Origin of the sequence: Rheinheimera sp., from assembly GCF_036782235.1 — a bacterium.
Classification (GTDB): domain Bacteria; phylum Pseudomonadota; class Gammaproteobacteria; order Enterobacterales; family Alteromonadaceae; genus Pararheinheimera.
Map to the genome: position 1 here is coordinate 88,756 of NZ_DAIPZL010000009.1, position 20,545 is coordinate 109,300.

Below are 20,545 nucleotides of genomic sequence, written 5' to 3' on the forward strand. Positions count from 1 at the left end.
ACATCACAGGTTGAATTATGCATACAGCAATTTTCACAAAAAGCCGCATCGCGACAGCCTTGTCGCTGGCACTGGCTGGCACCTTGTCCTGGCCTGCTTTAGCGCAGCAAACGGATGCCGCCGCTACGGCAAAAACCGAAGAAAAAGTAGAAGTTATTGAAATTAAAGGTATTCGTGGCAGTTTGATCCGTTCAATGGATATTAAACGTGAAGCCAATGGTGTGGTCGACGCTATTTCTGCTGAAGAAATGGGCAAGTTCCCCGACACTAACCTGGCTGAATCGCTGCAGCGTATTACCGGTGTGTCGGTCAGCCGCGCCAATGGTGAAGGCAGCCAGATCACAGTACGTGGTTTTGGCCCCGACTTTAACCTGGTGACTTTAAACGGCCGCCAGATGCCGGGCACAGGTTATACCCGCTCTTATAATCTGGAAAATTTATCTTCTGAAGGTGTGAGCGCCTTAGAAGTGTATAAAACCGCCCGCGCCGAAAACCCAAGTGGTGGCCTGGGTGCAACGGTCAATATTATTACCACAAAACCTTTGAATAACCCTGGTTTGCATGCGTCAGCTTCGGTTAAAGGTATTTACGACAGATCCAATGAAAAGGGTGATGATGTCACCCCTGAGCTGGCGCTGGTGGTCAGCGACACACTGCTGGATGACAAATTTGGTGTGTCTTTGTCGTTGTCGCATCAGGAACGTGATTTCCAGAAACAACAAGCCAATATTCAGGGCTGGCAAGCCAATGTGGCGCTGCCAAATAATTTAGCGGCCGATAAAGTCAAGGATGCCAGGCCACTGGATGCCAGCGGCAAACCAAGCGGCAATTATTATTTCCCCAAAGACATGAACTACAGCATTGAAGATGTTGAGCGTGAGCGCAGCAACGGTCAGCTGACGTTCCAGTTTGCGCCTGTAGACAACTTTGTCGCCACGCTGGATTACACTGCCAGCCGCGCCATGACCGGCAGCGAAAGTATTGGCTGGGGTATTTGGAACGAATTTGGCGGTAATATTAATGCTTATGAGCTCGACAGCAATGGTACCGCCCTTTATGCCGATATCGGTGGTAACGACGGCTCCTTTACCGCCAATAAAGGCAGCACTGAAGTCAAAGCCGACTCTGTGGGGTTAAACCTCGACTGGCAACTCAATGACGATTTAAGTCTGAGTCTGGATTACCACGACTCCAGCAATAAAACCGACAACGGTGCTGACAAGGGCCTCGGTAGTGAGGGTCAGGTGATCCTGGGTTCAGATCAGCTGCTGAGCAAAGTGTACGACTTTCGCCAGGGTGAAATTCCGCATGCCATGGTGTACTGGAAAAATGGCACTGATGAATTAAAAGCCGGTGAAATTGACTCCAACTTCAGCCAGTTTATTCATTCACCGGGTGAAGCCAGCATTAAACAGCTGCAGCTGGACGGTCAGTGGACCAACAATGTGTTTAGCCTGCCGTTAACCAAAGTTGATTTTGGTGTGGCCCGCACTGAACAAACCATGGGCGGTCATCGTGGCTGGAGTGGACTGCGTGGTGGCCCTGGTTTTAACCCGGCTTATCCGCAGATTTTCCCGGATTCGATGTTTGTGCGTCACAGCACCAGCAACTTCCTTGACGCCTTTAACGGCGGCGGCAGTGCACTGAAACCGCATTATTATTACAGCTACAGTTTTGATGAAGCGGTCGCACGCCAGCTGGCGTTTTTAACTTCAGCTGTGATGGGCGGTGATGTGTATTCAATCGACCCTTATTTTGACGGCATCGACAGCGAAAGCAGTGTTGAAGAAAAAACCGATTCTGTGTATCTGCAGTCGCAGTGGGAAGGGGAACTGCTTGCCACACCTATGTGGCTGAATGTGGGGGTTCGTTACGAAAAAACCGACGTCACAAGTTTAGTGCGTCAGCGTGTGGAAACTCAGGTGAACTGGGAAAGCGCCTCTGAGTGGATCACCCAGTACCAGCAAGGTGGCACAGCCAACTTCCTGGAACAACAGGGTGAACACGATGTTGTGCTGCCGATGTTTGATTTAAAAGCGGAAATTACCGACGATCTGATTGGTCGTTTTTCCTGGGGTAAAAGTATCTCCCGTGCTCCACTGGGCTTTTTGGCCGGTGGCAGAAGTTTAAGCGGCAGTCCAAAACCAGGTTCACGCAGTGGCAGCCAGGGCAATACCAACTTATTGCCTTTTGAATCCACCAACCTGGATTTAAGCCTGGAATATTATTACGCCGAAGGCAGTTATGCCGCTGTGGGCTGGTTTAAGAAAGACGTGGATAACTTTATTCAGACCACTATTACCGAAACCACCATTGAAGGTCTGCGTGATATTTTAAATGGCCCACGTTATTTAAAAGCAGTGGCTGATATTACTGCCCGTGGTGAGCAGCCGACCAGCACCGCTATTTTTGAGCAGATGCTGGCCAACGGCAATGGCAACAGCGACGGCAAAATTGAACCTGCGGCCAATGACCCGCTGATGGTGTGGAATATCAGCCAGCCGGCCAATACCGACAGCAAATCGGTGGACGGTTTTGAACTGGCGATGCAGCACCTGCTGTGGGACACAGGTTTTGGTGTCGGTGCCAACGCCACTTTTGTACAGGGTGACGTGGAGTTTGACGTAACCAGTCTGCAACAACAGGCGCCGCTGACTGGCTTAAGTGATTCGGCCAACTTACAGCTGTTTTATGAAAACTACGGCTGGTCGGTCAAAGTCACTTACACCTGGCGTGACCAATACCTGATTGGGGTAGGTCAGGCACAGGGTTCGTCGGATGCGCCACCACAATTTGCCAAGAGTTATGGCCAGTGGGACTTAAGCGTGAACTACGATGTGACACCAGAGCTGACGGTGTTCTTTGAAGGTATTAACCTCAACGATGAAACCGAACGCGGTTATGGCCGTTACGAAGAGCAGTTCCTGTTTGCCCGTCAATATGGTCCGCGTCTGACGCTGGGCATGAGATACGCACTGGAGTAATAGCCTGTCTGCTTGATAAGCTTCAAATAAAAAAGCCACCTTCTGGTGGCTTTTTGTTTTATGACCGGCCAATACGCTTTGCAGAACCTGAAGTTGCAAGAACCGCAAGCACAGCGCTGGCACAGCAACACAAAGTCAGTGCAAGTGGCGTTACGCAGCCCAGCAGCCCTGCAGCAACAAAAACGCCGCTGCAGGCGGTTCATCAAGGTTAAATCGTCGACAATAAAATACTGGTTTCGCTATTCAGAATGCCGTCAATTTCCCGCACCTGACGCAGCACAGCGTCAAAAGTGGGAAGGTCAGCCGCCTGAATTTCAGCCACCAGATCCCAGGCACCGTTGGTGGTGTGCAGCCTGGTGAGTTCGGCAATACCACGCAGTTTATTAATGACCTGGGCAGTCGACTTGCCGACCACTTCAATCATCATAATGGCGCGCACAGCACCTGTATCCAGATGCTGATGCACCCTGACGGTAAAACCAACAATAGCGCCGCTGGCAATCAGCCGGTCCAGCCGGTTTTGAATAGTGCCACGCGACACTTTTAAGGTATCGGCCAGCGTTGAAACAGCAGCACGGCCGTCTTTTCTTAATTCAGCGATCAGCGCATTGTCGAGCGAATCATAACGGGAGTTTTGCATCACAAGCCTGGCTTTTATCGTTTAATGATTGGCAAATTGTATATTTGTATCTAGCAAAAAGGCAAAAAGTAACGCAAATATTGTAACTTTTTGCCATTTTGACTGGCAGCGATGACAGTTAAAATAACGGCACTGATAACAAGGCAGATGCAGCTGCAACAGCAACAGCAACAGCAACAGCAACAGCAACAGCAACAGCTCCGGCAGACTAAAGCTACCAAATTTGTGGTTGTGGCCGATGTCACACTGCCAACAGGGCAACAGCTGTCACAACCACAAACCAAGCAATAACAACAGAGACAACACAAGGAACCCGATATGCTTAACAGGCCGGCGCAGGCACCTTCAGCCGTGGTGATGATAAGGCCCCATCATTTTTGCTCTAATCCGCAAACCATGCCGGATAACGCTTATCAGACAGATCATGCGGCAAGCCCCGGCAATAGCAACACAGCAGAGCAGGCTATTGCAGCCCAGGCCTATCAGGAAGTCAGCCATGTGGCCCAGCAGCTGACTGCGCATGGGGTGAAGGTGCATTTATTTGAAGATGAGTCCACCAGTACACCGGATTCAGTCTTTCCAAATAACTGGTTTTCCACTCATGCCGATGGCCAGCTGCTGGTGTATCCGATGTATGCCCCAAACCGCCGGCTGGAGTATCGCGCTGATATTATTGAGTTTTTACAGCGCGAGTATCAGGTGCAGGCGGTGCACAATTATGCTTATCTGGCCGAACAAGGGCTTTTTGTTGAAGGCACTGGCTCGCTGGTGATTGACCATGTCCATCAGCTGGCTTATGCGGTGCTGTCAAAACGCACAGATGCCGCTCTGGTGCCGGAGATTTGCCAGCAACTGAAGCTTACACCTGTGCTGTTTCAGGCCTTTGACGAGCAGGGCCTTGCTGTGTACCACACCAATGTAATGATGTGTGTGGCCAGCCGGTTTGTGCTGATAAGCCTTGAGATGGTGCCTGATACGCAGCGGGCTGTACTGCTTAAACATTTTGCCCAAAGCGGGCAGCAGGTGATTGATTTAACCCCATCGCAAATCCGCCATTTTTGTGGCAATGCGCTGGAGCTGACAGGCAGCAAAGGCTCATTATTGGCGTTGTCACAAGCCGCTTATCAGGCGTTGAGCACACAGCAAATAACACAAATCAGCCAATTCACCACTTTGTTGCCGCTTGCTGTGCCCACTATAGAATCGGCCGGCGGTTCGGTGCGTTGTATGCTGGCGGGCATTCATCTGCAGCCCCGGAGTGAAACCACGGCATAGCGGCGGTTTTAGCTCCGTGATGGGATGAGCGCCGCGGTGGCAATAACGCCGCTGCGCTTCTGATGGCAACACAGCAAATAGTCAGCCCAATACGGCGAAAAATCGCCTGGTTCCAGCCAAAAGTCCAATAAAAACAACATCGTAAATAAATAAGCAGCAGCGCAGAGCGCTAAAAAATAAACAGGCTATACAGCCTGCAGCTATCTGTTTACACTGCTATTTTTGGCTGCCTGGAGGCCTTTTATGAGCCAGCTAAACCTCAATCGCCCCGACGATTTACAACGCGACTGCGTGGATGACTTTTTTGAAGACTTTCGCGATGCCTACGAGCAGTGTGAAAGCACCTTGCTGGAGCTGGAGCAGCATCCGCAGCAGCCGGACTTGTTGCATGGCATTTTCCGGGTGGTGCATACCATTAAAGGCAACCTGGGTTTTATCGGTTTGTTTTCGCTTATTCCACTGCTGCAAAGTCTGGAAGATGTGCTGGACGATATCCGCAAAGGCCATATGGCGTATGACAGCGCGCTTTGTGATGTGATTCAGCTGACGCTGGATCGCACCAGGCAATGGGTAGAGGCCAGCATTCACGACAGCGCCAAACCCATGACCACAACCGCCTTACAACAAATTTGTCAGCGTTTAACCGGCCTGACCAGCGTGGATGAGCGCTCGCGCACTGTGCGTATTCGTCAGGTGCTTGGGCTGCTGGAGCCCAATCATCCGCAGGCGCTGGCGATAAAAGATGAAGTACCGGCGCTGGTGACTAGCACTGTCGGCGAGCCTGAAAGTGAAGGGCCTAAAAGTGCATCGGCGGTGGATGCCTGCAGGCGGTTATTGCAGTATTACCGCATCCGGATGGACGCCGACCTTGAGTTTTTTATTCAGTTATTGCCGGCGCTGGAAGAGCGCCACCCCAACTGGCAGGGCCGGGCGGCACGGCAGCTGTTTTTAGCTTTGGAAATGAACCGGCTTGCCGGTGGCAAGGTTGACCAGCTGCAGCTGGTGGTGGCTGTGATGCTGCATGATATTGGCATGGCGTTTTTGCCGTTGCAGATGCTGGACGCTCAGGGCAGGGCCGATCCGGCGCAGCTCAGTGTCTGGCAACGCCATGTTGAAATGGGCGCGTCTTTGGTGGCGAGTTCTCCACGTTGGCAAGACGCCGCCGCCATGATTTGGCAGCACCATGAAAATCAGGATGGCAGCGGTTTCCCGCATCAGATGGCAGGGGAGGATATCAGCGACGGTGCGCGGTTATTGCGCATTGTGGATGAATTTGACTTACTCACCAGTCAGCGGCAAGCGCAGGAAACCAATAACAGGCAGTTGATCAAGGCGCTGATGGACATTAGCCAGGGCGCCGGCAGCAAGTTCGATCCCTTTTGGGTGTCGATGCTGAACGAAGCGGTGAAGCTGCATAAACAACATTTTCAGCGCTAATGGCGCTTCACTGGCGTCCGGTTTTATTGATGAAAAGTCTGGTTGATTAAACGCCCGGTTGATGAAATCCGGGTTAATGAACAGCCAGGTTGAATAAAAAAGCTCACATCAGTGAGCTTTTTTATTGTGTCAGTGGCTGCAACCACAATTGTCGGCCGTTACAACTTACCGGCACTTCTGTGGTTATAAATACGGATCGTCATTAAAATCAAAATTGTGGCAATCAAAGCGCTGCTGGCATGGTGCATCAGCAAATGGCCCAGAATAAAAGCCGGCACGTCCTGCCAACCATCAATGAACAATAACTTCAGTAATAACAACAGATAAGCTGCCAGATGCAGGTAAATGCCGGTACGGAAAATTTGGCCCATACGCTGTTGCAGCGGCTGGCTTAAGTTGTTGCCAAAAATCCGCAGCAGGATAAGCGCCAAAACACAAAGACCCAGTGTCACCAGGCCTAAACCCAGCAAAGAGGTTTTTACCACCACGGCACTGGCAAGATACCAAGGCAACATGTTTGTTTTCTCCTTTCTTATGACTTCATTGTGGCACTGCAGGTTTTGGCTATTGGCGATAGCTGTGCTTTTGGGACTGCAGCTTAATGGCGCGGATTTTACTTCAAGCCAGTTGGGTTGTCTTTCATCAGAAGCCTGTGGCATCGCATTTTAAAAGCGGTTTCGCCGCAAGGGCGAGCTACTTTCTTTGCTGACAAAGAAAGTAGCCAAAGAAATCACCCCGGTAAGCCTTCGAAAGCCCGCTAAAAATCAAAAGTTTGAGGCGCCGCCAAAACTCGACGGCTGCTAGCGTCAGCCGTCTCAAACAGTTGGCGTCTTAAAACCTCAAACTTTCAATTCTTATCGGCTCGGCTAAACGGGGAGGGAAAGCGTTGGCTGGGGGTTGGCCTTTTCTTATTTAGCCACTGCACTGTACGCATTCTTTTGTAAGTGATTTATTACCAATTAACTATGCGGGTTTAACCACGCTTTCGCGCCAGTCAAGACTAGCTGCAGCTATAAGTACTTGTCACTAATCATATTTCTGTGTAACTTCAATGCATAGTTAACAGAAAAAAGGAACGAACCACGATTTAAAGCGTTGTTCATCCGATTGATAGAGTTCTTACGCTCAACCGAATTATTGTTAGGAGAAAAAATGAAGAAGGAATTAATAATCGCGTTCTTAAGCGCAATTATAGGTGGTGGTGTCACTTTGGGATTTGATGCTCTCAAACAAAAATACCTCAAGCAAGATGACCAATTATCTCAAGGGGTTAGCGAGCTTTCGCACATCAGCAAAGAGCTGATTCTTGAACAAAAGGCATTGAACTCTAGGATTGGAATACTTACAGAAAAAGCAAATATGTCACCAGAACTAAAAGTTGAAATAGGAGACATAATTAATAGAGTAAATAATATCGTACAGACCAGTGTTGTTTTCGAAACCAAATCAAGAGATATATCTGGCCTTGCCCTGTCCTTAAAAAGTAGGAATGTTACTGCTAGTTACAACGCGAATGCCGATGCTGTACTAGCGTATGGGCAAGCTGTCACCATTTGTGGCAATGAAAACACATTAGGTGTAGAGAGGGAATCAGGGCGAGATGCCGTAATTTACCTTAATGGTGACAAAAAGTATGCAAGCGTTGGTGAAGAGTATAAGTTCCTATCTCCAGTCGGTCCTAGCATGGTTTCTTATCTGGGTAAAAATTCTGAAATGTATGAATTTAGGATTGTCTGTGGAACAACACTTGGGAAAGCATAACAAGCTGCTGGGTGGTGCTTTTTGCTTGAGTACATCATAATCCTCACCACAAAAAAGAGCGGCAAAGCCGCTCTTTTTTACATCAATATATCCGTAATGACTTAATTATTTGCCATAAAGTCGTTAATAAAGTCCAGCACGTTTTGCCGGTCGACTCTGAATACGCCGCCGGTGCCGCCGCAGGCGCCGTTCAGGCCAAATGAGGTGACGCCTGCGATAACCCTGCTGTTGCCGATAAAGTTAGGGCCGCCGGAGTCGCCAAAGCAGGTGCCGCCGGTGGCGGCATTATTGGACAACAGCAGCGAAAAACTGCCGGTAAAACCAGTATTTACTTGCAACAGCCAGGGCTTGGCTTGCATTCTTACTTTCAGGCCGGAGTAGGGAGCGTTGCCTGTTGGGTCTGGTGTAATACGTTGCAGGCCATAACCCACAGCGGTAAAGCTGCTGGATTTGCGGCCGGGTTTAAGCAGATCCAGACTATTGAGCGTGGGCAACTGGCCATATTGTGCCGGGTCCAGGTTTACCGCTGACGACAGTTTTACCATGCCCACATCGTTTACCACAAAAGATGCATTTGGATAATCCGGATGGGTCGCCCAGCTTTGTGCTTCCACTGTGTTATTGCCACCGCCAAAGGGGTAATTATTGTCGCCGTTTTGCACATCCGACTCAGTAAAAATGCGAATACCGCTTACTTCACCCGGATTGCCGGTGCAGTGTCCGGCGGTCAGCACATATTGCGGGGCAATCAGGGTGCCACTGCAGCGCCAGGCTGGCGCGCCGTTTACCTCCATAATCAGCAGCACCACAGCCGGGTGCTCATCACCATCTAACTCGCCATCTGTGACGGCTGTTGTATAACCGCTGACCAGAAGCGCAGCACCAGCCAGGCTAAGGCTCAGCATTTTATGTTTTGTCATATCCATTCTGCGAACTCCGTCGATATTGTCAAAAAGAGAAGCCGACAACCTCAGAGGAACTACCGCAAGCCTCACTGCCGCCAAGAGGAACTTGCCGCCAAGCAGCAGCGAACCGCTGTGCTCTGGCAGACAAAGGTAAGCAGCAAGACTATGGGTGGGGCACAGAGTGCTGTCAAACACAGGGTTTTTAGGGTTTTTTAGCTCAGTAAGCCGGAGTGCTGCGGTAACAGGTTGTTATTAACCTCGGCCATACCCCAGGTTAACTTTGCTGAAAATTTAGCCTACAGCTGTTGACGCTTATTAGTCGTGTTTCATCTAACAAACGCGCTTTTGATGACTAACGGGTATCAAAGAACTGCTGAATATGGGGCTGCTACACAGATCTACTAGGCTAACGTTGCCGTAACGGCTTAAAGATGAACCAACGGAGCTGAGCTATGAACTTTCATCGGGCAAGCCATTTAAACCATCAGGACGTGCGTATTACCGAGCTGACGGTGCATTCTTACGAAATGGGCAAATATCTGGCTGAAGTGGATTTTGACGGCCGCAAGGGTTTTATTGTGGACGACAATAACAAACCACGGCAATTTCCAAGTATCGACGCACTGAAAGACGCGCTGCACAGCTGTACTGTACACAAAGCTTATCTGGTGCATCAGTCGGCTTATGAAGAAATGTGCGGCGGCAGTGAGAAGGTTGATAACACTTTAAAAGTGCCGCTGGTGTTGTAGCGGCAGCGGCCGATGTCGTTTTGTTTAGCTACATAGGTGACACTTTGATTCAACCACATGGGTGACAGTTTTGGTTCAACCATATCGGTTAGTAGACGGTTAAACAGGTTTGCTTGATGCCTGCGGCATGGTGTTTTAACAGCGGTTTCGCCGCAAGGGCGAGCTACTTTCTTTGCTGACAAAGAAAGTAGCCAAAGAAATCACCCCGGTAAGCCTTCGAAAGCCCGCTAAAAATCAAAAGTTTGAGGCGCCGCCAAAACTCGGCAAGCGCTAGCGTCGCTTGCCTCAAACAGTTGGCGTCTTAAAACCTCAAACTTTCAATTTTTATCGGCTCGGCTTAAAGGGGAGGAAAAGCGCTGGCCTGGGGATTGGTTTTGGTGTCTTTGCCTTTTGCAGGCGAAGCTAAAATTGTCCGACGCCAGTTTTTAACCACGTTATTAGTTCCTAAAAAGTGCTTGGTGTTTTAGCAAAGCTGATTTAACTTAGTTAAAAACAAGGTACTACAGTACCAAGGTTGCCAGAAAAGGATGTTTGGGACTTGAGTTTGATTCAGCTTTTGGCCATTAGAATCCAGCTAACTACCATCCGATTTTTTTTATGCAACTCCAGAATCGATTGAGGCAAAACGCAAGACCTGACCCTCATCGTTCGACCCTCATCGTTCTCCAAACTTTGCCTTTTACAGGTAAAACTCAAATTTTTATATTTGAGTTTTACCTGTAAAAGGCTTAATCTGAAATTAGAAGAAAAGAAATTTGTCAGAGATGCGTTATGGCTAAATCGAGAGTCGAAAAACCACCAGTGCTAAGGATTCCTGAAGATTTTGAGGTTGTAATTCCGCTTTTAGAGAAATGTGATGTAACAGATTCTGAGGGCCGTTATCTTCATTGGAGCCAATTCAAATGGAGGGTTCCTAAAGAAAATGCAGAAAATTTATGGAAAGCTGTCAAATTTAAGCGCATGTCTCAGTACAAGCCTATCGGCTTATTTGATGAAAACGGTGCCCCGTTTGTTTATTGTACTCCTCACTCTATGGAGGCGATTCTTTATCAACTTGTTAAAGTTACCGGTGGGAACGTAGGTGCAGTAGCTGATTCAGTTGCGAGCGATAGTCTGCAGAGTAGGTTTTTAGTTTCTTCATTAATAATGGAGGAAGCGATTACAAGTGCTCAATTGGAAGGCGCTTCGACAACTCGCGAAGTTGCAAAAAAAATGCTGGAGGAAGGGAGAGAGCCGGTCGATGAAGATGAACGGATGATTCTCAATAACTATCTCTTGTTAAAATATGCTGAGCAAAATAGTAAAAATAAATTAACTTTAGATATGATTCTCGAGTTTCATCGGATTGCGACTGCAGGAACTACCGAAAACAATGTTATCCCAGGTCAGTTCCGGCAAGATAATGATATATATATAGAAGATGGTGATGGCAATATCGCACACCAACCACCGGACTTTACAACTATAGAAAGTCGGTTGATGAAACTTTGTGATTTTGCTAATGAAAACCACACTGGAATAGATGGTTGTGGCTTTATACATCCAATGATTAAAGCAATAACTCTCCATTTCATGATCGGATATGAGCATCCATTTCGGGATGGGAACGGAAGAACAGCCAGAGCACTGTTCTATTGGTTTATGCTGAAAAGTGATTACACTCTATTCAAATACATTTCCATTAGTAAGCTTCTTAGAGAGAAACCAAGGGAGTATGGTTTGTCTTATATGTACACAGAAAAAGATAGTAATGACCTAACGTATTTTATTTATTTTCAGCTAGATACAATATTTAAAGCCTTTGAGGAGTTAAAAAAATACTTGAATCAAAAAGCTGCTGAATTTCAAAAAATATCTGAAATACTAGAAAGAACATCTTGGGGATCAAAACTAAATTTCATACAAAAAGATTTGATTAAAAAGGCGGTTAAAGAGCCTGGTAGAATTTTTAGTGCAAAAGAAATTTCTAGTTCTTACTCAATTTCAGAAAATACAGCAAGAACTTATCTCGCAAAGCTAGTTGAAATGAAACTTTTTTTTAGTACAAAAGATGGTCGAACGATAATTTACATAGCTCCATCTGAACTGCTATCCAAACTTAATGCAAACAAGGCATAACAATCCGCGTTATATATAGAGACTTCGGCCTTTGCAATGCTAACAAGTTAGCACGGATGCGCGGGGCCTTATTGCCCCAAACTAGTTAAGCGCACAATGGGCCAGGTCCTTCTTTTGCCAATAAACCAACACCGGGAGCTGCGGAGTGAGCATTCAAGAGTGAGCGCGGGAGGCGCGAACGGGCGAACGCAGTAGGTGCCGGTGGTGGTTCGTGCGGAGTAAAACATCAGTGTTTTTAGTAATTGGGCGAGGTCGGGGATCTGGTGTCGTACTGGCTAAAAATCTGTGCTGGGAGAATCACTTGCCACATATGCAGCAAGTGATTAATTAAAGCCTTCAGTGCAATAGCTGTTACTGATGCCGGCTTTTTAAAACATCAATCACATCATTGAGCTGCAAATCCTGCGATCGTAACAACACCAGCAAGTGAAAAATCAAATCAGCCGCTTCGTTTTTAAGCTCCTCTCTGTCGCCAGCCATGGCCGCTAACGCTGATTCCACACCTTCTTCACCGACTTTCTGCGCTATGCGTTTTACCCCACGGTTAAATAAACTGGCGGTATAACTCGATTTTGGGTCGGCGTGTTGGCGCTCTGCTATCACTGCTTCTAAATCGGTTAAAAAACTTAAACTTGGGCTATTTGCGCCGCCTGCTGTTTTAGCGTCCCAGCAGGTTTCGGTGCCTAAATGACAGGTTGGGCCGTCGGGTAGGGCGAGCGCTAACAGGCTGTCTAAGTCACAGTCTGCGCTCAGGCTTTGCAGTTTTAAAAAGTGGCCTGAGCTTTCGCCTTTGGTCCAGAGCCGTTGTTTGCTGCGGCTAAAAAAGGTGACCTGACCGGTTTTTAAGCTGTGGCGCAGGGCGTCGCTATTGGCGTAACCCTGCATCAGCACCTTGCCGGAAATAGCGTGCTGCACTATCAACGGCAACAAACCATCGGCTGGCCACTTTAATTGTTCAATGCTGTCGTTATCGACAATGCTGCTCATGGCCTGATCTCCACGCCGCTTTTGCTAAGCTGCTGTTTTAAATCGCTGATTTGAATAATGCCTTTGTGAAATACACTGGCGGCTAAAGCGCCGTCTACATCGGCCTGTAAAAATACGTCAATAAAATGCTGAATGTCACCGGCGCCGCCTGAGGCTATCAGCGGCAGGTTACAGGCCGCACGCACCAGTTTTAACTGGGTTAAATCATAACCCTGGCGCACGCCGTCCTGATTCATGCAGTTTAAAACAATTTCACCGGCGCCCAGGCGCTGCACTTCTTTCACCCAATCCAGCGTCTGCCAGGCGGTTTTGGCGGTGCGGCTTTCGTCACCGGTAAACTGATACACCTGATACTGGCCGGTGCTTTTATCAAAAAAGCTGTCGATACCCACCACCACACATTGTTGGCCATAAGCTCGGTTGAGCTCTGCAATGAGTTCCGGCCTTGCCAGCGCCGGGCTATTGACCGAAATTTTATCGGCGCCAAGCTCCAGAATACGGCCGGCGTCTTCCACCGACTTAATACCACCGGCCACACAAAACGGAATATCGATGACATCAGCTATCCGGCGCACCCAGCTTTTATCCACCACCCGGCCATCGCTGGAGGCGGTAATATCGTAAAACACCAGCTCGTCGGCACCTTCTTCGGCGTAGCGTTTGGCCAGCGGCACTATGTCACCAATTACTTCGTGGTTGCGAAACTGTACCCCTTTGACTACCACACCATCGCGCACATCGAGGCAGGGAATTAACCGTTTTGCCAGCATTGAATCGCCTCCTCAATACTAAATTTTCCTTCCAGCAAAGCGCGGCCTAAAATCACGCCAGCCACGCCGCTGCCCCTTAAGCTGCGAATATGCTCCAGGTTGCCAACACCACCTGATGCCTGCCATAAAATTTGTGGGTATTTCACCGCAAGCTCCTGATACAGTTCCGTATTTGGCCCTTGCAGTGTACCGTCGCGGCTAATGTCGGTACAAAGCACGTGGCGCGCACCAGCGGCAATAAAACCATCCAGCACCTGCTCCAGCGTAATATTGGAGGCTTCAATCCAGCCGTGGCTTGGCAGGGTTTTTTCGCCTTTATCGTTTATAGATACATCCAGCGCCAGCACTATGCGGTCGCCACCGTATTTACGCAGCCACTGCTGCACTAAGGCCGGCTCACGAATCGCCAAACTGCCAATCACTACACGGGAGGCACCAGCTTCCAGTAAATCAATCACATCTTGTTCTGTACGAACACCACCACCCACCTGAATCGGCAAAGGCGATTGTTGCATCAGTTGTTTCAGAAGTGGCAACTGACGTTTGGCGGCATCTTTGGCACCGCTTAAATCCACCAGGTGCAAAACACCAGCGCCTGCTTTGGCGTATAAGTCTCTGAGTTCAAACGGCGTTTGTGCATACTGAGTGGTTTTGTCATAACTACCCTGATAAAGCCGCACTGTCTGGCCATCTATTAAATCTATTGCCGGGATAATCACGTTGTTGTCCTTTCAAAATCTGTTGTTGTTGTGCTGTAAGCAGCAGCGCTGCCATCAAAACCGCCACCAAAACAGCCAGCAGCACTGCAGTGCCAATCAGGCTAAATCTGTTGCTGTTAAAGCTAAAAAGTTTTGCAGCAGCTTACGGCCAGTGTTACTTGAGCGCTCAGGGTGGAACTGCATACCAAGGTAATTGCCTTTGCCAATGATGGCGGCAAAGCGGCTGCCGTAATCACAGCTTGCCAGCATAAATTCCGACGGCGCTACCGCAAAACTGTGCACAAAATACACATAATCCTCGGTTGTTAAGCCATGAAGTACAGGGTGCTGTTCTTTGCCTGCCGCCTTATTTAACGTATTCCAGCCCATATGCGGCAGGCGTAAACCTTGCGATTCGAGCGGCAGCACCTGGCCTGGGATCAGCCCCAAACAAGGCACATTGCCTTCGGCGCTAAAATCCGTCATCAGCTGCATCCCCAGGCAAATGCCCAAAGTGGGTTGTGTCAGGTTTTGCAAAACCTGAGTTAAGTTGCGCTCTTGAATATTGGCCATGGCCTGAGCGGCAGTGCCAACACCCGGAATAATTACTTTGTCAGCACTTTGGATCATTGCAGCGTCACGGCTTACCGCAACCCTGGCACCTAAACGTTCAAAAGCACAAAACACCGAGGTGATATTGGCGCAGCCGGTGTCGACAATCACCACTGAGGTGCCGATGTTTTTCATCACAATATCCGTCATTTAAAGCACACCCTTTATAAAACCCGTGGTCATAGAACACCCTTGCTGCTTGGCAGCGCGTCACCACTTTTTAAAATGGCCTGACCCAAAGCGCGGCCAAAAGCTTTAAATAAACCTTCTACCATATGGTGTTTATTGCCAGGGCTCACCGATAAATGCAGTGTCATTAACATGGCGTCACTTAAACTTCTGAAAAAATGCGGCACCATCTCCAGATTTAGCTCGCCCACTAATCCAGTGCCTAAATCGGCGTCAAACTTCAGCAGCGGCCGGCCGGATAAATCTAAAGTGCATTCGGCGCGGCATTCATCCATCGGCAACACAAAACCAAAACGGTTAATGCCGCGTTTGTTGCCAATGGCTTGTTTTAGTGCCTGACCGAGCGCCAGCGCTGTGTCTTCCACACTGTGGTGGTCGTCAATATGCAAATCACCTTTCACGCTCACTTGCAGTGAAAAACCGCCGTGGGTGGCAATCTGATCCAGCATGTGGTCAAAAAAGCCAACGCCTGTGCTGATGCTGTTGCCGCCTTTATTGTCTAAATCCACGCTGACGCTGATGTCGGTTTCACGGGTTGTACGTACCACAGTGGCGGTGCGGCCTTTACTTAAAATGCGTTTGGTTATTTCGGCCCAGCCCAGGGTGTTTCTGTCATATTGGAAACTGGGCAGGCCCATATTGTCGGCCAGCTGCACGTCGGTGATGCGATCGCCAATCACAAAAGAATTGGTAAAGTCGATACGGCCTTGCTGCAGGTAGTCTTTTAACAGCCCGAGTTTAGGCTTGCGGCAGCTGCAGTTATCGCGCTCAAAGTGCGGGCAAATCAGAATGTCAGCAAACTTAATACCTTGTGAGTTCAGCAGCTGCATCATTTTGTTGTGCGGTGCATCAAAGGTGTCGCGCGGGAAACTGCTGGTGCCAAGGCCATCCTGATTGGTCACCATCACCAGGCTGTAACCCGCATCCTGCAGCTTCAAAAGTGCTGGCACCAAACCCGGTTCGTACGCCAGTTTTTCTAAAGAATCCAACTGCTTATCAATGGCTGGCTCTTCCACCATAGTGCCGTCACGGTCGATAAATAAAATAGCCTGGCCCGACATTAGTTTGCTCCTGCGCTAAAAAGTTGAGAATTTGTATTTGCTGTATTGTTGGTATTGGTCGTGCCGCTGCTGTTTTCCTGCCGGAAAAACCGTGCTAAAGCATCCTGTACCAAGGCCATTTCTTCGGGGTTACCAATAGACACCCGCACCACTTGCGACAGTCCCAGCTGACTGGATTGGTTACGAATTAAAATGCCTTCTTTCACTAAAGCCGCCACACAAGCCGCAGCATCTTTCACCTGCAATAACACATAGTTAGCGTTCGACGGATACACCTTCAGCACACCTTGTTGGTTATTGGCAAATTGTATAAAAGTATCGCGCAGCTGATTGATGGTGTTGACACTTTGTTGCATGCGCGCCTGGCCTTCACTTGATAACGCCTGGGTGGCAATGTCAGCAACGGGTGCGGCCAGCGGGTAGGGGGCTATCATTTTTTTCAGCGCGTTAATAATATCGGGCGCTGCCAGGGTAAAGCCACAACGCAGGCCGGCGAGCGCAAAAGCTTTGGATAAAGTGCGCAGCACCACTAAATTCGGATAGTCATTCAGCAGGTTTAGTACTGTGGCTTCTGGTGCAAACTCAATATAAGCTTCGTCCACCACCACCAGTGCTTTATCTTTATAAAATTCAAGCACATCAATAATTTGCTGACGCGGAATTAAATCACCTGTTGGGTTATTCGGGCTACAGATAAACACCAGTTTTGGCGTTGGCGCGGCAAAAATCGCATCGGTGTCCAGCGTGAATTCTGTTGCGAGCGGCCCGGTTTTTAAAGGAATAAGAGTGCGGCGCACCTGATTACTTTCGGCGCTAATGGCATACATGCCATAAGTGGGCGGGCAAATCAGCACGCTGTCGCCGTTCTGGTTTTGGTCCTGGCTCTGAGTTTGAGGTTCACAAAAACTGCGGATCAACAGCTCAATGCCTTCGTCGGCGCCGCGGCTCACCAACACTTGTTCGGGTTCAACACCGGCATAAGCGGCATAAGCCTGAATTAACGCCGGTGGCTGACAATCCGGGTATCTGTTGTAGCTGCCGGACAGTTGATATTGTGGCGCTAAGGCATTTTCGTTGGCGTTCAGCCAGACAGAACCACCGCTCATGCTGAGGCGCGCTGAGGCATAAGGGGTCAGCTGTTTTACCAGATCGCGGGCTAATGGATTCACACTGCTCATCATTGATTTCCTTCTAACGCCGGATTGGCCAGCTTGGTTTTGTCTGTTTCATTGCGAGCTTGGCCAGCAAGTGCCGCCAATCGCAGTGACACCGCATTGGCGTGCGCTGCTAAACCTTCGGCCTTGGCCAAAGTGACAATAGCAGGGCCAATATTCTGCATGCCTTGGGCCGTTAAAGTCTGCACCGTATAACGGCGGTAAAAATCCAATAAACCCAGGCTTGAGTGGGTGCGGCTATAACCATAGGTGGGTAACACATGGTTGGTGCCGCTGGCATAATCACCGGCCGACTCAGGGGTCCAGGCGCCGACAAAAATGCTGGCGGCGTTGCTGAGCTTACCAAGCAACTTGTCATCCTGAGCGGTCTGAATAATTAAGTGTTCAGGTGCATATAAATTGGACACCAAAGCAGCTGTTGCTAAATCCGGCGTCAGAATAAAACGGCTGTTGCCAAGCGCCTGACGGGCGATGTCGGCGCGTGGCAGGGTAGCAAGCTGCAGATTTAATTCTGTCAGGGTGTTGGTGAGTAAGGTTTCACTGTCGCTCACCAATACCACTTGTGAATCAGGGCCATGTTCGGCCTGAGACAATAAATCAGCGGCCACAAAAGCCGGATTGGCGCTTTCATCGGCAATCACCAGCACTTCCGAAGGGCCGGCCGGCATATCAATAGCCGCACCTTCTGCAGTTGCGCTCACTTGCTGTTTAGCTTCGGTGACATAACTGTTGCCCGGGCCATAAATTTTGCTGACTTTTTGAATACTTTCAGTGCCATAAGCAAGGGCGGCAATGGCCTGAGCGCCGCCGACGGTATAAATTTCACTGATGCCACAAAGTTTGGCTGCGTAAATAATTTCCGGTGCTATATCCGTTGCGTTTGGCTGACCCGGCGGAGTGACCAGCACAATGCGCGCACAGCCACTGAGCTGCGCCGGTACACCCAGCATCAACACAGTGGAAGGCAGTGGTGCGCTGCCACCCGGAATATATAAACCGACACTGTCAAAAGCGGCGTATTTCAGCTCACAGACCACACCTGGGCTGGTTTCCAGTTTGATATCTTGCGGCTTTTGCGCAGCGTGAAAAGTGCGGATATTGGCATAAGCCAGCTCAATGGCGGCTTTGGCGTCCGGGTTTAACAGCGCCAGTCTTTGTTGCTGCACAGCTTCTGAAAGCGCAAAGTTGTTGATGCTAATGCCATCAAATTTCTGGCAAAAAAGCCGCAGCGCTTCATCCCCTTGTTGCTGCACTGTGTCGATAATAGCGGCCACCTGGGCAGATAAATCGGCTTTGCTACGAAGTTTGGGCCTGGCTAACAAAGCTTGTTGCGCTTTGTTATCCAGGTTGCTCCAGTTGTTGATCTGAAGGTTCAGCATCTGTTACTCCATCATTTTTTCAATCGGCAGTACCAGAATGGAGCTGGCGCCAAGCGCCTTCAGCTGCTCCATAGTTTCCCAGAATAAGGTTTCGCTGCTAACCACATGCAAAGCCACCAAGTCGTCATTGCCGGCCAGTGGCAGCAAAGTCGGGTTCTCGGCGCCTGGCAATAATGCAATTACATCGGCCAGACGGGCGCGGGGGGCGTGCAGCATAATGTATTTGCTTTCATTGGCTTGCATTACGCCAGCAATACGTGGCATCAGTTTGTTGATCAGTTTTAACTGGTTTTGATCGTCTAAATCACGGCGCTGGATCAGCACTGCTTTAGAGCGGTAAATCACTTCCACTTCTTTTAAACCATTGGCTTCCAGCGTGGCGCCGGTGGATACCAAATCACAAATGGCATCGGCCAAGCCTGCGCGTGGTGCCACTTCCACTGAACCTTTTAAATTGACAATACGGGCATTCACGCCGTTTTGTTTTAAATAACGGTTCAAAAGTCTTGGGTAAGTGGTGGCAATGGTTTTGCCTTCGAGGTTTTTCACCCCCTGATAATCTTCTTCCTGCGGCACTGCGATGGATAAACGGCAACCGCCAAAATCCAGCCGTGCTAATACGGTGTAGTCGTAACTTTCGTTGTCCAGCTGGCGCTGCAATGACATTTCTTCCAGCACGTTCTCGCCGATAATGCCTAAATCACAAACGCCATCCATCACTAAACCCGGAATGTCGTCGTCGCGCACCCGCAGTAAATCAATCGCCATATTTTCCACATGGGCAATCAGCCGTTGTTCCCGCAGATTAATTTTCAGGCCGCAGCTGGTAAGCAGCGCTTGTGAATCCTGAGATAAACGACCTGATTTTTGGATGGCGATACGTAATCTTTTGCTTTCGGTGCTGGCAGACATCTGATGACTTCCTTTATTAAAACCCTAAAAAACAACAACCCCGGCGTAGTTCCGGGGTTGTGTCTGATGATTCACCGCACCGGAGCTACTTCAATAGCCCCTCAGCGACTTAACCTGAATGGCTATTTCGGCTGATGGTGATGATGATGGGTTGTACGCTGAATCATAAAAATCTCGGTATTGGTGATAGCCACTGTGGCCGTCAAAGTTGTTATACAAGTTATCGGCTTTTATTTCGGCTGACAAGAGTGCTATTAAAAATTTTTTCAGACATTCTTGAGATGTTTATCTTATTAAGTTATTGATATTTGTGTGTTTGATTCTATTTTGTTGAGTGGAGTGTTTTTTCTTATATTTATTTGGCATAAAAAAATATGAACAATAAAGCTTAAAAAATGGTCAGGTTGTATAGTTTGATTGGATTTTTGCTGCTGATTTGCCGGTTGTGCATTTAAGTTTGGCTGGTCGCCGCCGATAAGGTGTAATTACAGAGGTAAATGGCTGCGCTGCCTTGCCCACACCATACAGGTATTGAAGATGGACGTGTTATTTCCCTATTTGCCAAGGGTAACCAATACGCCGGTAGAACCAAACAACCGGCTGATTTTGCCTGTCAGCAAATATCAGCGCATCCACGGCGAAGCCTCCACTGAACAACAATACAGAGTCGGGATGCGCGACCCCAGACGTCATCAGCAAGAACCACAACAACAGCCGCAACAACAGCAGGGGATGCCGCATGAACAGGGTTCAGCCGCTGCAGAGCAAACCCAAAACAGCGAATTACATTTATTGCCCACAGGTCATGCCGTGACACCGGAGCAGGATCAGCATGCGGATGCCGACGGTCATCTGGATATTTATATTTAAACTGCACCTTTTACTGCTGCAAT

The 20,545-nt window shown here is 48.9% G+C and carries 19 protein-coding genes; 8 read left to right on the plus strand and 11 right to left on the minus strand.

The features are described 5' to 3' along the window. The first annotated feature begins 17 nt into the window (after positions 1-17). Positions 18-2,984 (plus strand): TonB-dependent receptor, encoded by a 2,967-nt coding sequence (locus V7P87_RS11410; RefSeq protein ID WP_333797540.1) that lies wholly within the window; start codon positions 18-20, stop codon positions 2,982-2,984. Between the two features lie 208 nt (positions 2,985-3,192). Here the strand turns inward: V7P87_RS11410 and V7P87_RS11415 are convergent, their stop codons facing one another. Next, the gene (locus V7P87_RS11415; protein WP_296296055.1) at positions 3,193-3,624 is read right to left on the minus strand and encodes an Lrp/AsnC family transcriptional regulator; all 432 of its coding nucleotides are present in this window, start codon (positions 3,622-3,624) and stop codon (positions 3,193-3,195) included. Positions 3,625-3,735: 111 nt separating this feature from the next. Here V7P87_RS11415 and V7P87_RS11420 point away from each other — a divergent pair, with 111 nt between their 5' ends. From V7P87_RS11420 to V7P87_RS11430, 3 genes are all read left to right on the plus strand, one after another. Continuing rightward, positions 3,736-3,915, plus strand: coding sequence for a hypothetical protein (locus V7P87_RS11420; RefSeq protein ID WP_333797541.1), 180 nt, complete (start codon positions 3,736-3,738; stop codon positions 3,913-3,915). A gap of 27 nt (positions 3,916-3,942) precedes the next feature. After that, positions 3,943-4,899: a citrulline utilization hydrolase CtlX gene (gene ctlX / locus V7P87_RS11425; protein ID WP_333797542.1), complete on the plus strand. Its 957-nt coding sequence runs from the start codon at positions 3,943-3,945 to the stop codon at positions 4,897-4,899. 243 nt (positions 4,900-5,142) lie between these two features. Beyond that, complete coding sequence (locus V7P87_RS11430; protein ID WP_333797543.1) at positions 5,143-6,336, plus strand: HD domain-containing phosphohydrolase; 1,194 nt, start codon at positions 5,143-5,145, stop codon at positions 6,334-6,336. Positions 6,337-6,494: 158 nt separating this feature from the next. Here the strand turns inward: V7P87_RS11430 and V7P87_RS11435 are convergent, their stop codons facing one another. Then, the gene (locus tag V7P87_RS11435) at positions 6,495-6,851 is read right to left on the minus strand and encodes a hypothetical protein (RefSeq protein ID WP_333797544.1); all 357 of its coding nucleotides are present in this window, start codon (positions 6,849-6,851) and stop codon (positions 6,495-6,497) included. Positions 6,852-7,488: 637 nt separating this feature from the next. On the opposite strand from V7P87_RS11435, the gene V7P87_RS11440 reads away from it, so the two are divergent. Next, on the plus strand, positions 7,489-8,097 hold the full coding sequence (locus V7P87_RS11440; RefSeq protein WP_333797545.1) for a hypothetical protein: 609 nt from the start codon (positions 7,489-7,491) through the stop codon (positions 8,095-8,097). 101 nt (positions 8,098-8,198) lie between these two features. Here V7P87_RS11440 and V7P87_RS11445 read toward each other — a convergent pair whose 3' ends face one another. Then, positions 8,199-9,023: a S1 family peptidase gene (locus tag V7P87_RS11445; RefSeq protein ID WP_333797546.1), complete on the minus strand. Its 825-nt coding sequence runs from the start codon at positions 9,021-9,023 to the stop codon at positions 8,199-8,201. Between the two features lie 431 nt (positions 9,024-9,454). On the opposite strand from V7P87_RS11445, the gene V7P87_RS11450 reads away from it, so the two are divergent. Together V7P87_RS11450 and V7P87_RS11455 are read left to right on the plus strand one after the other, a co-directional pair. Further along, positions 9,455-9,751 carry a DUF6482 family protein gene (locus V7P87_RS11450; protein ID WP_333797547.1) on the plus strand — a complete coding sequence of 99 codons (297 nt, stop codon included), beginning with the start codon at positions 9,455-9,457 and terminating at the stop codon, positions 9,749-9,751. A gap of 771 nt (positions 9,752-10,522) precedes the next feature. Next, complete coding sequence (locus V7P87_RS11455) at positions 10,523-11,869, plus strand: Fic family protein (protein WP_333797548.1); 1,347 nt, start codon at positions 10,523-10,525, stop codon at positions 11,867-11,869. A 351-nt stretch (positions 11,870-12,220) separates the two neighbouring features. Here V7P87_RS11455 and hisIE read toward each other — a convergent pair whose 3' ends face one another. The 8 genes from hisIE to hisG form a co-directional block, all read right to left on the minus strand. Beyond that, a complete protein-coding gene (gene hisIE / locus V7P87_RS11460; protein ID WP_333797549.1) occupies positions 12,221-12,856 on the minus strand; it encodes a bifunctional phosphoribosyl-AMP cyclohydrolase/phosphoribosyl-ATP diphosphatase HisIE in 636 nt (211 codons plus the stop codon). Beyond that, positions 12,853-13,626: an imidazole glycerol phosphate synthase subunit HisF gene (gene hisF, locus V7P87_RS11465; RefSeq protein ID WP_333797550.1), complete on the minus strand. Its 774-nt coding sequence runs from the start codon at positions 13,624-13,626 to the stop codon at positions 12,853-12,855. Before hisF ends, hisIE begins: the two co-directional genes overlap by 4 nt. Next, a complete protein-coding gene (gene hisA, locus V7P87_RS11470; RefSeq protein ID WP_333797551.1) occupies positions 13,608-14,345 on the minus strand; it encodes a 1-(5-phosphoribosyl)-5-[(5-phosphoribosylamino)methylideneamino]imidazole-4-carboxamide isomerase in 738 nt (245 codons plus the stop codon). The genes hisF and hisA overlap by 19 nt, the downstream gene beginning before the upstream one ends. A 96-nt stretch (positions 14,346-14,441) precedes the next feature. After that, on the minus strand, positions 14,442-15,086 hold the full coding sequence (gene hisH / locus V7P87_RS11475) for an imidazole glycerol phosphate synthase subunit HisH (RefSeq protein ID WP_333797552.1): 645 nt from the start codon (positions 15,084-15,086) through the stop codon (positions 14,442-14,444). Positions 15,087-15,115: 29 nt separating this feature from the next. Then, positions 15,116-16,186, minus strand: coding sequence for a bifunctional histidinol-phosphatase/imidazoleglycerol-phosphate dehydratase HisB (hisB, locus tag V7P87_RS11480; RefSeq protein WP_333797553.1), 1,071 nt, complete (start codon positions 16,184-16,186; stop codon positions 15,116-15,118). Continuing rightward, positions 16,186-17,364 (minus strand): histidinol-phosphate transaminase, encoded by a 1,179-nt coding sequence (hisC, locus tag V7P87_RS11485; protein WP_333797554.1) that lies wholly within the window; start codon positions 17,362-17,364, stop codon positions 16,186-16,188. Before hisC ends, hisB begins: the two co-directional genes overlap by 1 nt. Then, a complete protein-coding gene (gene hisD, locus V7P87_RS11490; protein WP_333797555.1) occupies positions 17,364-18,740 on the minus strand; it encodes a histidinol dehydrogenase in 1,377 nt (458 codons plus the stop codon). Before hisD ends, hisC begins: the two co-directional genes overlap by 1 nt. A 3-nt stretch (positions 18,741-18,743) precedes the next feature. Next, on the minus strand, positions 18,744-19,652 hold the full coding sequence (gene hisG / locus V7P87_RS11495; RefSeq protein WP_333797556.1) for an ATP phosphoribosyltransferase: 909 nt from the start codon (positions 19,650-19,652) through the stop codon (positions 18,744-18,746). 537 nt (positions 19,653-20,189) lie between these two features. Between hisG and V7P87_RS11500 the strand changes: the two genes are divergently transcribed. Next, positions 20,190-20,522 (plus strand): hypothetical protein, encoded by a 333-nt coding sequence (locus tag V7P87_RS11500; RefSeq protein WP_333797557.1) that lies wholly within the window; start codon positions 20,190-20,192, stop codon positions 20,520-20,522. The last annotated feature ends 23 nt before the right edge of the window (positions 20,523-20,545 follow it).

What these genes read in the sequence shown, in the direction of transcription:
- hisG (WP_333797556.1), bottom strand. Translation starts at nt 19,652, where the DNA reads ATGTCTGCCAGCACCGAAAGCAAAAGATTACGTATCGCCATCCAAAAA.
- V7P87_RS11420 (WP_333797541.1), top strand. Translation starts at nt 3,736, where the DNA reads ATGACAGTTAAAATAACGGCACTGATAACAAGGCAGATGCAGCTGCAA.
- V7P87_RS11455 (WP_333797548.1), top strand. Translation starts at nt 10,523, where the DNA reads ATGGCTAAATCGAGAGTCGAAAAACCACCAGTGCTAAGGATTCCTGAA.
- V7P87_RS11435 (WP_333797544.1), bottom strand. Translation starts at nt 6,851, where the DNA reads ATGTTGCCTTGGTATCTTGCCAGTGCCGTGGTGGTAAAAACCTCTTTG.
- hisC (WP_333797554.1), bottom strand. Translation starts at nt 17,364, where the DNA reads ATGAGCAGTGTGAATCCATTAGCCCGCGATCTGGTAAAACAGCTGACC.
- V7P87_RS11445 (WP_333797546.1), bottom strand. Translation starts at nt 9,023, where the DNA reads ATGGATATGACAAAACATAAAATGCTGAGCCTTAGCCTGGCTGGTGCT.
- ctlX (WP_333797542.1), top strand. Translation starts at nt 3,943, where the DNA reads ATGCTTAACAGGCCGGCGCAGGCACCTTCAGCCGTGGTGATGATAAGG.
- hisH (WP_333797552.1), bottom strand. Translation starts at nt 15,086, where the DNA reads ATGACGGATATTGTGATGAAAAACATCGGCACCTCAGTGGTGATTGTC.
- V7P87_RS11440 (WP_333797545.1), top strand. Translation starts at nt 7,489, where the DNA reads ATGAAGAAGGAATTAATAATCGCGTTCTTAAGCGCAATTATAGGTGGT.
- V7P87_RS11500 (WP_333797557.1), top strand. Translation starts at nt 20,190, where the DNA reads ATGGACGTGTTATTTCCCTATTTGCCAAGGGTAACCAATACGCCGGTA.
- V7P87_RS11410 (WP_333797540.1), top strand. Translation starts at nt 18, where the DNA reads ATGCATACAGCAATTTTCACAAAAAGCCGCATCGCGACAGCCTTGTCG.
- V7P87_RS11415 (WP_296296055.1), bottom strand. Translation starts at nt 3,624, where the DNA reads ATGCAAAACTCCCGTTATGATTCGCTCGACAATGCGCTGATCGCTGAA.
- hisIE (WP_333797549.1), bottom strand. Translation starts at nt 12,856, where the DNA reads ATGAGCAGCATTGTCGATAACGACAGCATTGAACAATTAAAGTGGCCA.
- hisD (WP_333797555.1), bottom strand. Translation starts at nt 18,740, where the DNA reads ATGCTGAACCTTCAGATCAACAACTGGAGCAACCTGGATAACAAAGCG.
- hisB (WP_333797553.1), bottom strand. Translation starts at nt 16,186, where the DNA reads ATGTCGGGCCAGGCTATTTTATTTATCGACCGTGACGGCACTATGGTG.
- hisF (WP_333797550.1), bottom strand. Translation starts at nt 13,626, where the DNA reads ATGCTGGCAAAACGGTTAATTCCCTGCCTCGATGTGCGCGATGGTGTG.
- V7P87_RS11450 (WP_333797547.1), top strand. Translation starts at nt 9,455, where the DNA reads ATGAACTTTCATCGGGCAAGCCATTTAAACCATCAGGACGTGCGTATT.
- V7P87_RS11430 (WP_333797543.1), top strand. Translation starts at nt 5,143, where the DNA reads ATGAGCCAGCTAAACCTCAATCGCCCCGACGATTTACAACGCGACTGC.